Genomic DNA, 14,054 nt, shown 5'->3' on the forward strand with positions numbered 1-14,054 from the left:
TGTTTTCCTGTGCGTAACATTCTCATTATAGTATAGGGCTTATCGCCAGTCAAAAGCAATTCGCCTCTGTTATACTGAAGCAAAAAAGGAGGGGCGGATATGCTGAAATCCATCCACCATATAGCAATCATATGCTCTGATTATGAAAAGTCGAAAGCTTTTTACACCGAGATACTCGGTTTCGGCATTATAAAAGAAACATATCGAAAGGAACGGGAATCTTATAAACTCGATCTGGCGCTGGACGGCGCATATGCGATTGAATTGTTTTCCTTTCCCGATCCGCCCGAACGGCCGACCAGACCGGAAGCCGCGGGTCTCCGGCATCTCGCCTTCACCGTAAACGATCTTGAAGCAGCCGTCAGGGAGTTAAAGGAAAAGGGCGTCGGCACAGAACCGATCAGAACCGATCCGCTGACGGGGAAACGGTTTACCTTTTTCTTCGATCCCGACAAGCTTCCGCTTGAATTGTATGAAGCGTAACGTTTTTTGAAGAAATGCCGCTTTCTTTGGCGAATTCCTTCTTGTTTTGTCTAACGTGAAGGGAACGCCGCCTCATGGTCGAATACCTAGCAAAAAGGAGGTATGTGATCATGAATACAAACATGGCCGCGAAAGAGCTCGGTGTCTCCGCAAAAACGGTGCAAAGGTGGGTCAAGCAGCTGAATCTTCCGGCTGAACGGAATGAGCTCGGACATTATTCCTTTACACCTGAGGATCTTGATGTGCTGAAATCGGTCAAACGGCAAATTTCTGAAGGCACTGCCCTTCTGGACGTTCAAGTGCCCCGGCAGCCGAAAAAACGGACGGGCTTCATTTTGCAGCGTCCGAAAATCACTGGCGGCGCTGAACAAAGGTTGGCAGAGCTGGAGCGCAAACTGGACATTCTCACGAAAGAGAAACAAGGTGAGAACCATCTGCTTTCAAGGATAGAGGAGCTGGAACGCCAGCTGAAACAAAAGGCGGATGAAGGGGTGTCTTATCAGCTTCTTCAGCACAGACGGGAAATTGACGACCTCAATACCGAATTGCAGACATTGGCCTCCCGCATCCAGGAACTTGCCCAGACAGCTCCCCTCTCAGAAACAGCCGCTTCTTCAGAACATAAGAAACCCAGAAAAAAAACGAGATTTTCGCCTTTTAAATTTCAATTCTAATCAAAAAAGCTCCCTGAAACAGGGAGCTTTTCATTATGCAGTCAGCGCAATGATGATCGGCAGTGAGATCAGAGATAAAATCGCACTGATCACGAACGCGGACGCAGTTTCTTCCTCTTGTTTTTCGAAACGTGTGGCAATCATCGCCGCTACCGCAGATCCAGGGAATGCAACGAGCAATACCGCTTTCGTGATCTGGTCAGCCGGAAGTCCGACTGCAAGAGCGATCAAGTACATCAGCGCAGGCTGAACGGCAACTTTTAACAAAGCGATACCGAAAGCCGGCAGACTGAGCTTGATGTTGCGGATACCGACAGTTACACCGACGGCAAAGAGTGCAACACCTGATGTTGTGCTTCCGAGCTGATCAAGCATTTTTTCACCCAAGCCAGGGAGTGTTACACCGCAGAGTACCAGGATGATACTGATAAGCGGTGCAGCCGCAAGCGGTTCGGAAAGACCGTGAAGAATAGACTTACCAGTCATTTTCCAGAAGTTCTCGTTTTCGCTGTCTTGTTTCTTAGATGACTCACCGACTGTAGCGATAATGATCGCAAGCGGGTCAAGGATGGCGTTAACCACGATACCCGTAACGGCGATAGGAATCGCTACTTCGTTTGCTCCGAATAAGCTTCCGAGTACCGGAATACCCATAAATGCAAATGTCGGCTGTGCAGAGTTTAAAGAAAATACAGATGAATTCGTTAAATCATACTTGAAGATAAATTTGCAAATCAACAGAATGACGATAAAGAATCCGACAATCCCAATGATCAAAGCGATCATCAAAGGAACCTGTGATAAAAACGCACTTCTTGAAGTGGTTAAAATACTTGCGATAAAATGCGCCGGAAGCGCGTACTTCGTAACTAAGGTGCTTACCCCTTTTGCTGACTTCGCGTCATAACTTCCGAAGCGACCTGCGAACCATCCCAGCACGATCACGAAAAAGATCGGCGCCAGGAGGATTAAAATATCTAAGAAGCTCAAAATATTCTCCTCCAAATCCTTAATGTCCGTATACTTTAGCCATTACATAAAAGCTTTCCCTCGGACTGTAAAATTAATCGTAAAATTATTTAGCGATAACTTGTTTATATTGCGGTTTCCACATTGCATCAAGAACGGCTTGTTCTACATTCTCAGGAATGCGGTTTGCCACGCCTTCTTTAATGGCAGTTTCCGCTACGGCGATCGCAACTTTAATTGAAACTTCTTGTAAGTCGCTCATGCTCGGCAGAAGGCCTGCACCCGGTGTTTCAAAATCAACGCTTTCTGCGATTGCGTCAGCAGTTGCCGCAAACATTGCAGGAGTAATCACTTTCGCTTCTACAACGATTGAACCGAGACCAAGTCCAGGGAACGCGAATGCGTTGTTAGATTGTCCGATTTCATGAGAAACGCCATTGTACTCTACATTGTCAAACGGGCTTCCTGTCGCCACAAGCACTTTGCCGTCAGTCCATTTGAATAGATCGCTAGGAACGGCTTCAGCAAGCGGTGTCGGGTTAGACATCGGCATGATGACCGGACGCTCAACGTGTTTTGCCATTTCTTTGACGATTTCTTCACTGAACGCGCCGCTTTGGCCTGATGTACCGATTAAGATTGTCGGTTTCGCTTGACGGATCACTTCAATGAAAGGAATTTGTCCGTTTTCATCGCGTTTCCAATCTTTAATTTCTTCAGCTGTGCGCAGGTACGGCTCTTGGAAATCAAGAATGTTTTCCATACCTTCAATTAACAAGCCTCTGTAGTCCATTGTGTAGAACGCTTTGTTGGCTTCTTCTTCAGAAAGACCGGCAAGCACCATAGTGTCGCGGATTTGGTCAGCGATTCCGATTCCGGCAGATCCCGCACCGAAGACAACCACACGCTGGTCTTTAATAGACGCGCCTGTTTTCTTCATAGCCGCAAGCACACCTGCAAGCGTAATCGCGCCTGTTCCTTGAATGTCATCGTTGAATGTAAGAATTTCATGGTTGTATTTCTTCATGATATTGCGCGCGTTTTTGTTTCCAAGGTCTTCCCAGTGAAGAAGAGCTTTAGGGAAATATTTAAGCGCAGCTTTTACATAAGCGTCAATGAAAGCTTCATAACGTTCGCCTTGGATACGTTCATGACGGTTACCGATGTATAAAGGATCGTTCAGAAGTTTTTCATTGTTCGTACCGACGTCAAGAACGACAGGAATAACACGGCTTGGGTCAATACCGGCAGCCGCTGTGTATACGGCTAATTTACCGATGGCGATGTTGATACCGCCTACACCCCAGTCACCGATTCCGAGGATGCTTTCTGAGTCTGTCGCAACGATCAGATCAATATCTCCGGCAGTGGCATGAAGGTTTTCAAATGCCTCTTCGATTCCTTCTACATTGTCGATAGAAAGGTAAATCCCTTGAGGTCTTCTGTACTCATGGCTGTATTCTTGAATCGCTTCACCGACAGTCGGTGTGTAAACAACCGGCAGCATTTCACGAAGATGGTTTTGAAGCAATTTAAAGAAAAGAACTTCGTTACGGTTTTGCAAATCATTCAAATACACGTTTTGGCGAAGGCGGTCCGGCTGAGCTTGAAACTGCTCGTATGCGCGTTTTGCCTGCTCATCAAGAGACAGAATGGTCGGAGGAAGCAGCCCGTCTAATCCAAGGCTTTTTCTTTCTTCTGCTGAAAACGCAACACCTTTATTTAAAGTAGGGATAGATAGAACTTCTTTTCCTCTTAAAGTAGTTTCTAAGTTGCCTTCCTTCGTTACTTTAATATTATTCAAGAAAATCTCCTTCTTTCTTCAAATAGTTAACAAAGTTAAGTAATTACCCATTTTGGCTAGTGTGATCGCGATCTGCTATATCTTTTTTTGACAATTATTCGAACAATGTCTCATAACTATTTACATTACTTAGTCATTTTATGCCTGTAAAAATGAAAATTCAAGAGATGAAAATTACTTAATTTTTTCATACTCTTTTTTAAGTTAATTAACTACAATTTTTGAAAAACCGTCAAAAAAACACCGGATTTTTTACCGATGTTTTCATGAAAAGGGTTATTTATCAGTCTGTTTTTTCGGCACTTCGTGATGATGTCTGCATCTCGCTTCGTATGACTCCGACGCGCCGACTAAAATGACCGGATCATCATAGGAAGCGGGCTTCCCGTCAATCAAACGCTGCGTACGGCTTGCCGGCGACCCGCAAACGGAGCAGACCGCCTGCAGCTTCGTCACTGATTCGGCAACCGCCATCAGATTCGGCACCACGCCGAACGGCTCTCCCCGGAAATCCATATCAAGTCCGGCCGCGATGACACGATAGCCTTTATCCGCAAGCGAGGATAAGTCGCCGATGATCGATTCGCCGAAAAACTGCACTTCATCTACCGCGATGACGTCCGTGCTTTCACTGATATGATCCCATATTTCAGCCGAAGACGAGATGACGTGGCTTGTCATGGAGGTGCCGTTGTGAGAAACGACAGCCTCCTCACTGTAGCGATTATCAATGGCAGGTTTGAACACCTTGACCTCCTGCTTCGCATAAGTCGCTCTTTTCACTCTGCGGATCAGCTCTTCTGATTTCCCAGAGAACATGCTGCCGCATATCAGCTCAAGCCATCCGCTTTGCTTCATTATGTACATAGGCTATCCGCTCCCCTTTTTTTCCTGTTTATGGACATAAAAAACAGGCAAGAAGCAATTCTTGCCTGCCTGTAAAATCTATTATTACTTAAGACCGTATTTTTTGTTAAAGCGATCAACACGACCATCAGCAGAAGCGAATTTTTGACGTCCAGTGTAGAATGGGTGGCATTCAGAGCAAATCTCAACGCGTACCTCTTCTTTTACTGAGCCTGTTTCAAATTCATTTCCGCAAGCGCATTTAACTGTTGCTTTTTTGAAATTAGGATGAATTCCTGCTTTCATTGTATCCATCTCCTTCCGCCCTGAATCCCGTGTGGAAACAGAGTTATTATTCCGGAGCGAATCCGGAACGCATATGAGAGAATTATATCAGTCATTTACTGCATTTGCAAATACATTTTTTATCAGCGGCGGGCTGATGATGAAAGGTTTGCCTGCTTCCATTCTTGGTTGATCAGATCGAAGAATTCCTGATTCGTTTTTGTTTTTTTCATTTTTCTCATAAACTTCTCTGCGAAGTCCGGAGAATCAGACATCGATTTGCGGATCGCCCATAGACGGTCAAGATGCTCTTTCGGCACGAGCAGCTCTTCCTTCCGCGTGCCGGAGCGGCGGATATCGATCGCCGGGAAAATCCGTCTTTCCGCAAGAGAACGGTCAAGGTGAAGCTCCATGTTGCCCGTTCCTTTAAACTCTTCGTAGATGACGTCATCCATCCGGGAGCCCGTGTCAACGAGCGCCGTCGCCAAAATGGTCAGGCTGCCGCCCTCTTCAATGTTTCTCGCGGCACCGAAAAAGCGCTTCGGACGATGGAACGCAGCCGGGTCAATCCCGCCGGAAAGCGTACGTCCGCTTGGCGGGATAACGAGGTTGTAGGCCCGTGCCAGGCGGGTAATGCTGTCCATCAGAATGATAACGTCTTTTTTGTGTTCAACGAGACGCATCGCCCGTTCAAGCACAAGCTCCGCTACCTTAATGTGATTTTCCGGCACTTCATCGAACGTCGAGCTGACGACATCGCCCGCTACGGAACGTTCAATATCCGTTACTTCTTCCGGTCTTTCATCAATTAAGAGAACGATCAATTCAGCGTCAGGCTGATTTGTCGTAATGCTGTTAGCGATTTCTTTTAACAGCATGGTTTTACCGGCTTTCGGCGGTGCCACGATCAGACCGCGCTGGCCGAAACCGACAGGAGCCATCATATCGAGAATTCTTGTTGAGAGATAATTCGGTTTCGTCTCAAGCACCATTTGGCGGTCCGGATAAAGCGGCGTCAGCGCGGGAAAATGAACGCGCTCTTTCGCAGATTCCGGATCGTCTCCATTTACCGCTTCAACGTGCAAAAGTCCGTAATAGCGTTCGTTTTCTTTCGGCGGACGCACCTTGCCGGATACTTTGTCACCGTTTCTTAAATCAAAGCGGCGGATCTGGGAAGCAGAAATATAGATGTCTTCTGAGCTTGGCGAGTAATTAATCGGTCTGAGGAAGCCGAATCCTTCCGATTGGATGATTTCGAGCACGCCTTCCATAAACAGAAGATCCTCCTGCTCGGCGTTGGCTTTCAGGATGGCAAAGATTAATTCTTTTTTAGTCAGTTTGCTGTAGTAGGAGATTTTATAATGTCTGGCCAGTTCATATAGTTCTTTTAATTTCATATTTTCCAAAGAGGAAATAGATACGTCTTTCATAAAAACACCACGCTTTTCATAGTCAATGTATTGCTGTTTTCATTCAAATCGGCTGCTTCGCATGATTCCGCCAAAGCACATTCTTTTATAAAACGTTCAGGAACTTCTATCGGTAACACTTCCACCCATGATCGGCGCTTTTTTAAAAAAGGAATGTCTTAATGAGTTTTGAAGGAAGCGAGGACAAAAACTTGAGAAGATCAATATTTATATCGTCTGTATGCGGTAGAATTTGAAAATTTCCCAGTACTCAAAAGAAGGAATGACACAGAAAAATCGCAGCACTCTTTATTTTTACCTCATTTCAAAAAATTATTCAACTTAAATAATGCTTTGACATATAAATGATAGGGTTGACTCTTTTTTGCAAAAGAAAAGCGGGACTTTCCGTCCCGCTTTTCTCTATTTATGGCCGGATCACAAGATTTGGTTTTTTCTTCAGGCTGTGTCTTCCGTCAACGAATCGGACCGTTCCTGATTTCGCCCGGATGACCAGGCTTTCAGTCGTGCCGACGGAGCCTTTGAACTGAACGCCTTTCAGCAGCTCTCCGTCCGTGACGCCCGTTGCGGCAAAAATGGCGTCATCCCCTCTCACAAGATCCTCCATCCGGAGCACTTTGGATACATCAAGGCCCATTCGCTCACAGCGCGCCTGCTCTTCCGCACTTTGCGGCAGAAGCCTGCCGATGATTTCGCCGCCGAGCGCTTTTAACGCAACGGCAGACAGCACGCCTTCAGGAGCCCCGCCTGAACCGAAGAGAATATCTACTCCCGTATGGTCAAAGGCCGTATTGATGGCGCCCGCGACATCGCCGTCGTTGATCAGTTTGATTCTGGCGCCCGCCTCACGCAATTCAGAGATAATTTTTTCGTGTCTGTCACGATTTAAAATGGTTGCCACGACATCTTCAATGTCTTTATTTTTCGCTTTCGCAACGGCTTTTAAGTTATCAATGACAGGCGCTTCGATATCGATGCAGCCTACCGCTTCGGGACCGACCGCGATTTTTTCCATATACATATCCGGGGCGTTCAGCAATGTTCCATGGTCGGCGACCGCGATCACCGTCAGCGCATTCCAGCCGCCGCTCGCTACGATGTTTGTGCCTTCAAGAGGATCGACGGCGACATCGACGCGCGGGCCGTATCCGTTTCCGAGCTTTTCGCCGATGTAAAGCATCGGCGCTTCATCCATCTCGCCTTCCCCGATCACGACCGTGCCTTTCATCGGCACCGTGTCAAACACGTCACGCATTGCGCTTGTCGCCGCATCATCAGCTTCATCTTTTTTCCCGCGGCCCATCCATCTGGCAGATGCTAAAGCCGCCGCTTCAGTGACTCGAACCAATTCCATCGATAAGCTTCTTTCCATTTCAACACGATCTCCTCTCAAAAGTCCGCATTTCTATGAATTTTGGAGCTGTTCTATCTCTTCGTCCGTCAGCCTTTGCCGCCAGATTGTGGCGCCCAGACCTTCGAGTTTTTTCTCAAGATTGCTGTAGCCGCGGTCTAAATGCTCGAGACCGGTAATTTCGGTTACGCCGTCAGCCATGAGTCCGGCGACGACCAGACAAGCGCCTGCACGCAGATCGCTCGCCTTTACTTTTGCGCCCTGAAGCTCGGCCGGACCGGTGATAATGGCCGACCTGCCTTCCACTTTCATATTGGCCCCCATCCGTCTCAGCTCATCTATATGTTTAAATCGGGCCGAGTAGATGGTGTCGGTTACGACGCTCGTGCCGCTCGCTCTCGTTAACAGAGATGTCATCGGCTGCTGAAGATCAGTCGGGAATCCCGGGTAAACAAGCGTTTTCACGTCGACCGGTTTTATCTGCTTCTGCCCGCCGAGCATAAGAAGCTGATCGTCACTCGTCTCGATGTAAAAACCCATTTCCCTGAGCTTCGCCGTTAAAGACTCCAGGTGAGTCGGTATGACATTATCAATAATGACTTCTTGCCCCATCGCGGCGCCGGCGATCATAAAGGTGCCCGCCTCAATTCTGTCCGGAATGATCGTATGCCTGCATCCGTGCAGCTCTTTTACGCCGTCGATTCTGATTACATTGGTTCCCGCGCCTTTGATCTTCGCGCCCATGCTGGTGAGCAATGTGGCAACATCAATAATCTCAGGTTCCTTGGCGGCGTTTTCTATCACGGTTTTACCTTCAGCCAGTACAGCGGCAAGCATGATATTGATCGTCGCTCCGACGCTGACGACATCTAAATAAATCCGTGCGCCTCTCAGCCTTTCGGCGCGCAGATAAATCGCGCCTTGTTCATTGGTGACTTCCGCCCCAAGCGCCTCAAACCCTTTGATATGCTGGTCAATCGGCCGCGGCCCGAGATGGCATCCGCCCGGCAGTCCGATGACCGCCTGTTTGAAGCGGCCGAGCATCGCGCCCATTAAGTAATAGGAAGCGCGGAGTTTTTTCACTTTGCCGTTGGGAAGCGGCATGCTGATCATCGGGGAAGGGTCGACGACCATTTCTCCTTTTTCAAAATGGACGTTTCCGCCGATTTCTTTCAGCAGGTCACGCAGCGTTTCAATATCTGAGATCTCCGGAAGCCCTTCGATCGTTACTTCGGAATTTGCCAGAATGGTTGCGGGTATCAATGCGACGGCGCTGTTTTTCGCGCCGCTGATATGTACGGTTCCGTTTAACGGATCGCCGCCGGCAATATTCAACTTTTCCATGATAGTCTCCTTCCATAAGAAGATAGCTGCGGAGCGTAAATAAAATGGCATTTTATTCTGTCTCTGCAAATAAAGCTCTTGTCCAAAATGTAGCCAATTCGAAGAGAAAGAATACAAGGACATTATAAAATAACAGGAAGAAAATAGCGAAGCTTTGCGGGGCATTTTTAACACAGGATGCACAGAGGCCCGCCGGGTTCATATTCCGGGGAAACACACTCTTCACTTTGATACTGAAGGCCCGCTGCCAAACAGGAAAACATAAGGGTGCGGCAAACGGATGCAACCGGTTTGCCGCCCTTTTCCCCCTTATTTATTCCAGTCAGCCAAGAATTGCTCGATGCCTTTATCCGTTAACGGATGTTTCGTCAGCTGGTGAATGACTTTCAGCGGCATCGTACCAATATGCGCACCGCGTAAAGCGGCTTCAGTCACGTGCTGTGCATGACGGATGGAAGCTGCGATGATTTGTGTATCAATGTCATGAATGTCAAAAATCTGTCTTATTTCTGAAATCAGTTCAAGACCGTTATGGCCGATGTCATCCAGACGGCCTAAGAACGGAGATACATAAGTCGCCCCGGCTCTTGCCGCCAAAAGCGCCTGGTTGGCGCTGAAAATGAGCGTTACGTTTGTTTTAATGTTCAGGTCGCTCAGCGCTTTTACGGCTTTTAACCCTTCAGACGTCATCGGGATTTTCACCGTAATATTCGGCGCGATTTTCGCAAGTTCTTTACCTTCTTCAATCATTTCTTCAGCATTCAGGGAAATGACTTCCGCGCTTACTGATCCGCTCACGACTTCCGTAATCTCACGAAGTCTGTCATGGAAAGACACGTCAGCTTCTTTCGCCACTAAACTAGGGTTTGTCGTAACTCCGGCAAGAACGCCAAGTTCATAAGCTTCTTTAATCTCGTCAATGTTTGCTGTATCAATGAAAAATAACATAAGGAAAGCCTCCCCAGTAATAAATTTTCAGAACTGTAAAACATGATTGCGCTTTCTAAAGGTAAGACATAAAACCGCCTGTCAATGCTGTCAGGCGGTTTATGGATGTTACATTGAATTAAGCTTGGTTTGAAGAACCGAACTCACGCATTTTGCCGATAACCGTTTCTTTGATTGCTTCACGAGCAGGTCCAAGATATTTACGAGGATCGTATTCGTTCGGCTTAGCTGCCAATGTTTCGCGGACAGCTTTTGCAGAAGAAATTTGGTTTTCAGTGTTTACGTTGATTTTAGCCGTACCAAGTGAGATTGATTTTTTAATGTCGGCAGTCGGAATTCCTGTACCGCCGTGAAGTACTAACGGAAGGCCGGTTGATTTTCCGATATCTTCCATTTCTTTGAAACCGAGGTTCGGTTCGCCTTTGTAAGGACCGTGAACAGAACCCAGTGCAGGTGCAAGGCAGTCGATGCCAGTGCGCTCTACAAGTTCTTGACACTCTTTAGGGTCAGCATAGATTACGCCTTCAGCGATCACGTCATCTTCCTGTCCGCCTACAGTTCCAAGCTCAGCTTCAACTGAAACGCCGTGGAAATGAGCAAGCTCAACCACTTTAGCTGTAGTTGCTACGTTTTCCTCAAACGGATGGTGAGATGCGTCGATCATTACAGAAGTGAAACCTGCATGAATCGCTTTCGCACAAGATTCAAAGCTTGAACCGTGGTCTAAGTGAATCGCGACAGGAACTGTCACTTTGTATTCTTCCATAAGAGCTTTAACCATGGCAACCACTGTTTTGAAGCCGCCCATGTAGCGTCCCGCGCCTTCTGAAACACCAAGAATAACCGGGGATTTTTCCTCTTCTGCTGCTTGTAAAATCGCTTGAGTGAACTCAAGGTTATTTAAGTTAAATTGTCCAACAGCATATCCTTTTTCTTTAGCTGTATTCAACATTTCCGTCATTGAAACTAAAGGCATGTCGAAAGTCCTCCTTATGTAGCCTGATTTGCTTCTTCTCGAAAAAAGCTTTCCACCTATAGCATGACCATAAAAACCTGTCATATGTAAAACAACAGATCGCTTTTTCTCCATCTCTAGGATACCAACTTTTCGACAAATCGGCAACACAATGACATAATTGTTTCTAATTTTATTAATTCGATTTTAGAGGTAAATATTTTTTCACCGCGTCTCTGATCTCATCAATGTCAAAAGGTTTCGCAAAATGAGTCAGCGCTCCGAGCTCTTTTGATTCCTTAATCATATCGAGTTCTCCGTAAGCGGTCATGATAATGACGCGGATTGATTCGTCGATCATCTTCATGCGCTTGAGAATTTCGATACCGTCCATGCCGGGGATTTTCATATCTAAAAGCACGAGATCGGGCCGTTCTTTCGTTACGATGTCCAGCGCCTGTATGCCGTTGGCGGCCTGAAACGTCTGGTACCCTTCTTTATGAAACACTTCATTGAGCAATATGCGTATACCGTATTGGTCATCTACGATTAAAATCTTTTCATTCATCATTTTACACCCCAATATTATCATTTTCGTCAAAAGGAAGCAGTTGTTTATGTATTCTGTTTGATTTTCACATTTCCTTTAATTATAATAGTCTACTTTCCGACATTTTCTGAGCATTTTCTCTTTTGTTGTATACTGTTCTTGTATGTGTAAAGGAGGTTTCACTCATGTTAAAGATATTTACGACACAGCTTGCAGGCATTTTTTCCCGCATTCAGGATAAGGAATCCGAAGCAATAGAAGACGGCGCGCGCCTGCTGGCGCAGGCAGCCGTCAGCGGTCATACCATTTATTTATACGGCGCAAATGAGATGCAGGGCATTTTGTGCGAGGCGGAACTCGGCTCAGAACCGATGCCTTCCGTCAAAGCGTTTCCGGATACAGCTGATTCGATTACAGAAAGCGACAGGGTGCTGATGTTTTGTTCAGGTCCGGGCACAGCTGAAGAACAGGCGCTGGCTCAAAAGCTTTATGAAAAAGGGGTCGGCCTCGTTTGCGTATCTCCTGTCATCAAAGATCAAACCGGGATTGAGGAATTTTGTGATGTTCATATTGACAGCAAATTAAAAATGCCGCTTCTGCCCGATGAAGACGGGACAAGATACGGCTTTCCTTCATTAATGACAGGCCTGTATGTCTATCACGCGCTATCCTTTACGTTAAAGGAAATGATGCAGGAATATGCCTGATGCAGAAAAAAGACTTGCCGCTTTTAAAGGAGGCAAGTCTTTTTTTATTACTTCTGTTCTGCAGCTTGTACGGAAGCGCCGATAAAGTCTTTGAATAAAGGCTGAGGTCTTGTCGGTCTTGATTTGAACTCAGGGTGGAACTGGCAAGCGACATACCAAGGATGATCTTTCAGCTCGATGATTTCCACAAGACGGCCGTCAGGGCTTGTTCCTGAGAACACAAAACCGTTCTCTTCCATTTGCTGTCTGTATTCGTTGTTGAATTCATAACGGTGGCGGTGGCGTTCGTATACCACTTCATCCGCATACGCTTCGAAGGCTTTCGTGTCTTCCTGAAGCTTACAAGGGTACAGTCCGAGACGAAGCGTTCCTCCAAGATCCTCGACATCTTTTTGTTCTGGCAGAAGGTCGATGATCGGATAAGGGGTGGACGGATCGATCTCCGCAGAGTGAGCCCCTTCCAGGCCTAATACGTTTCGCGCATATTCAATGGATGCAATCTGCATACCGAGGCAGATGCCGAAGAACGGAATTTTATTCTCACGGGCATACTTGGCGGCGATGATTTTCCCTTCTACGCCGCGGTCCCCGAAACCGCCGGGCACGATGATTCCGTCTGTGCCGCCAGTCAGCTCTTGAATATTGCTTTCTGTCACTTCTTCGGCGTTAATCCATTTGATCTTCACATCAGCGTCAAACGCATAGCCCGCGTGGCGCAGTGATTCAACGACTGAAATGTAAGCGTCCTGAAGCTCGACGTATTTACCGACAAGGCTGATTGTAATGGTTTTAGACAAGTTTTTCACTTTCGTGACAAGGTCTTTCCATTCCGTCATATCCGGGTCTTTGCATTCTAATTTCATATGATCGCAGACAAGCTTATCGAGTCCCTGCTCCTGAAGGTTAAGCGGGATGGAGTAAAGGTTGTCCGCATCTTCGCACTCGATGACCGCTTTCGTGTCAATATCGCAGAAGAGCGCGATTTTATCTTTCATATCTTGAGAAATCGGCATTTCCGTGCGCACGACGATGATATTAGGCTGAATACCGAGGCTTCTCAGCTCTTTTACGCTGTGCTGTGTCGGTTTTGTTTTCAGCTCGCCCGCCGCTTTGATGTACGGAACAAGCGTACAGTGAATGTACATCACGTTTTCATGGCCGATGTCGCTTTTCATTTGACGGATGGCTTCAAGGAACGGAAGGGATTCGATGTCTCCCACTGTTCCGCCGATCTCAGTAATGACTACATCTGCGTTTGTTTCTTTGCCTGCACGGTACACACGGTCTTTCAGTTCATTTGTGATGTGCGGAATGACCTGAACCGTTCCGCCGAGGTAGTCCCCGCGGCGCTCTTTTTTCAATACGGCAGAATAGATTTTACCGGTCGTCACGTTGCTGAATCTGTTCAGATTAATGTCAATGAACCGCTCATAATGCCCTAAGTCAAGGTCAGTCTCAGCGCCGTCATCGGTAACGAATACCTCACCGTGCTGGTACGGGCTCATCGTTCCCGGGTCAACGTTGATATAAGGGTCAAATTTTTGGATGGTGACGCTCATGCCTCTGTTTTTCAAAAGGCGGCCGAGTGATGCTGCCACAATTCCTTTTCCGAGTGATGATACAACTCCCCCGGTTACAAAAATATATTTCGTCATTTCGTTTGCTCCTCTCTTCGGTCTGCGCTACATTCCTTAAAATGTGCCGTTTT

General features: G+C 46.9%; 14 protein-coding genes and 1 pseudogene. 3 read left to right on the plus strand and 12 right to left on the minus strand.

Annotated features, from left to right (window positions below; genetic code table 11):
• Positions 1-99: 99 nt before the first annotated feature.
• Together gloA2 and racA are read left to right on the plus strand one after the other, a co-directional pair.
• On the plus strand, positions 100-483 hold the full coding sequence (gene gloA2, locus ACWJJ5_RS03010; protein ID WP_003151138.1) for an SMU1112c/YaeR family gloxylase I-like metalloprotein: 384 nt from the start codon (positions 100-102) through the stop codon (positions 481-483).
• Positions 484-593: 110 nt separating this feature from the next.
• Positions 594-1,157: a chromosome-anchoring protein RacA gene (racA, locus tag ACWJJ5_RS03015; RefSeq protein ID WP_017418731.1), complete on the plus strand. Its 564-nt coding sequence runs from the start codon at positions 594-596 to the stop codon at positions 1,155-1,157.
• Between the two features lie 33 nt (positions 1,158-1,190).
• On the opposite strand, the gene ACWJJ5_RS03020 is transcribed toward racA, so the two are convergent.
• The 11 genes and pseudogenes from ACWJJ5_RS03020 to spo0F form a co-directional block, all read right to left on the minus strand.
• Positions 1,191-2,147: an AEC family transporter gene (locus ACWJJ5_RS03020; protein WP_146283996.1), complete on the minus strand. Its 957-nt coding sequence runs from the start codon at positions 2,145-2,147 to the stop codon at positions 1,191-1,193.
• 85 nt (positions 2,148-2,232) lie between these two features.
• The gene (gene malS / locus ACWJJ5_RS03025; RefSeq protein WP_003151135.1) at positions 2,233-3,930 is read right to left on the minus strand and encodes an oxaloacetate-decarboxylating malate dehydrogenase; all 1,698 of its coding nucleotides are present in this window, start codon (positions 3,928-3,930) and stop codon (positions 2,233-2,235) included.
• 276 nt (positions 3,931-4,206) lie between these two features.
• Positions 4,207-4,797 carry a thymidine kinase gene (locus ACWJJ5_RS03030; RefSeq protein WP_038464350.1) on the minus strand — a complete coding sequence of 197 codons (591 nt, stop codon included), beginning with the start codon at positions 4,795-4,797 and terminating at the stop codon, positions 4,207-4,209.
• An 84-nt stretch (positions 4,798-4,881) separates the two neighbouring features.
• Positions 4,882-5,082 (minus strand): 50S ribosomal protein L31, encoded by a 201-nt coding sequence (gene rpmE / locus ACWJJ5_RS03035; protein ID WP_003151132.1) that lies wholly within the window; start codon positions 5,080-5,082, stop codon positions 4,882-4,884.
• Between the two features lie 122 nt (positions 5,083-5,204).
• On the minus strand, positions 5,205-6,491 hold the full coding sequence (rho, locus tag ACWJJ5_RS03040) for a transcription termination factor Rho (protein ID WP_003151107.1): 1,287 nt from the start codon (positions 6,489-6,491) through the stop codon (positions 5,205-5,207).
• Positions 6,488-6,696 (minus strand): annotated as a pseudogene (locus ACWJJ5_RS03045) (hypothetical protein). The gene rho and the pseudogene ACWJJ5_RS03045 overlap by 4 nt, the downstream one beginning before the upstream one ends.
• Before the next feature lie 201 nt (positions 6,697-6,897).
• A complete protein-coding gene (gene glpX, locus ACWJJ5_RS03050; protein WP_003151105.1) occupies positions 6,898-7,863 on the minus strand; it encodes a class II fructose-bisphosphatase in 966 nt (321 codons plus the stop codon).
• Positions 7,864-7,896: 33 nt separating this feature from the next.
• Complete coding sequence (locus ACWJJ5_RS03055; RefSeq protein WP_070082513.1) at positions 7,897-9,186, minus strand: UDP-N-acetylglucosamine 1-carboxyvinyltransferase; 1,290 nt, start codon at positions 9,184-9,186, stop codon at positions 7,897-7,899.
• Between the two features lie 309 nt (positions 9,187-9,495).
• Positions 9,496-10,134, minus strand: coding sequence for a fructose-6-phosphate aldolase (gene fsa / locus ACWJJ5_RS03060; RefSeq protein WP_003151103.1), 639 nt, complete (start codon positions 10,132-10,134; stop codon positions 9,496-9,498).
• Between the two features lie 118 nt (positions 10,135-10,252).
• The gene (locus ACWJJ5_RS03065; RefSeq protein ID WP_003151102.1) at positions 10,253-11,110 is read right to left on the minus strand and encodes a class II fructose-bisphosphate aldolase; all 858 of its coding nucleotides are present in this window, start codon (positions 11,108-11,110) and stop codon (positions 10,253-10,255) included.
• A gap of 175 nt (positions 11,111-11,285) precedes the next feature.
• A complete protein-coding gene (gene spo0F / locus ACWJJ5_RS03070) occupies positions 11,286-11,660 on the minus strand; it encodes a sporulation initiation phosphotransferase Spo0F (RefSeq protein ID WP_012118670.1) in 375 nt (124 codons plus the stop codon).
• 164 nt (positions 11,661-11,824) lie between these two features.
• Between spo0F and ACWJJ5_RS03075 the strand changes: the two genes are divergently transcribed.
• Positions 11,825-12,346 (plus strand): DUF2529 domain-containing protein, encoded by a 522-nt coding sequence (locus tag ACWJJ5_RS03075; protein WP_003151099.1) that lies wholly within the window; start codon positions 11,825-11,827, stop codon positions 12,344-12,346.
• Between the two features lie 47 nt (positions 12,347-12,393).
• Here ACWJJ5_RS03075 and pyrG read toward each other — a convergent pair whose 3' ends face one another.
• Positions 12,394-14,001, minus strand: a complete 1,608-nt coding sequence (gene pyrG, locus ACWJJ5_RS03080; protein ID WP_003151098.1) for a glutamine hydrolyzing CTP synthase — start codon at positions 13,999-14,001, stop codon at positions 12,394-12,396.
• Between the last annotated feature and the right edge of the window lie 53 nt (positions 14,002-14,054).

This window comes from Bacillus sp. JK74, from assembly GCF_053663395.1.

Bases quoted from the DNA above. Each gene is read 5' to 3' on its own strand.
- gloA2 (WP_003151138.1), top strand. From the start codon at position 100: ATGCTGAAATCCATCCACCATATAGCAATCATATGCTCTGATTATGAA.
- racA (WP_017418731.1), top strand. From the start codon at position 594: ATGAATACAAACATGGCCGCGAAAGAGCTCGGTGTCTCCGCAAAAACG.
- ACWJJ5_RS03030 (WP_038464350.1), bottom strand. From the start codon at position 4,797: ATGTACATAATGAAGCAAAGCGGATGGCTTGAGCTGATATGCGGCAGC.
- rpmE (WP_003151132.1), bottom strand. From the start codon at position 5,082: ATGAAAGCAGGAATTCATCCTAATTTCAAAAAAGCAACAGTTAAATGC.
- rho (WP_003151107.1), bottom strand. From the start codon at position 6,491: ATGAAAGACGTATCTATTTCCTCTTTGGAAAATATGAAATTAAAAGAA.
- glpX (WP_003151105.1), bottom strand. From the start codon at position 7,863: ATGGAAAGAAGCTTATCGATGGAATTGGTTCGAGTCACTGAAGCGGCG.
- ACWJJ5_RS03055 (WP_070082513.1), bottom strand. From the start codon at position 9,186: ATGGAAAAGTTGAATATTGCCGGCGGCGATCCGTTAAACGGAACCGTA.
- fsa (WP_003151103.1), bottom strand. From the start codon at position 10,134: ATGTTATTTTTCATTGATACAGCAAACATTGACGAGATTAAAGAAGCT.
- ACWJJ5_RS03065 (WP_003151102.1), bottom strand. From the start codon at position 11,110: ATGCCTTTAGTTTCAATGACGGAAATGTTGAATACAGCTAAAGAAAAA.
- spo0F (WP_012118670.1), bottom strand. From the start codon at position 11,660: ATGATGAATGAAAAGATTTTAATCGTAGATGACCAATACGGTATACGC.
- ACWJJ5_RS03075 (WP_003151099.1), top strand. From the start codon at position 11,825: ATGTTAAAGATATTTACGACACAGCTTGCAGGCATTTTTTCCCGCATT.
- pyrG (WP_003151098.1), bottom strand. From the start codon at position 14,001: ATGACGAAATATATTTTTGTAACCGGGGGAGTTGTATCATCACTCGGA.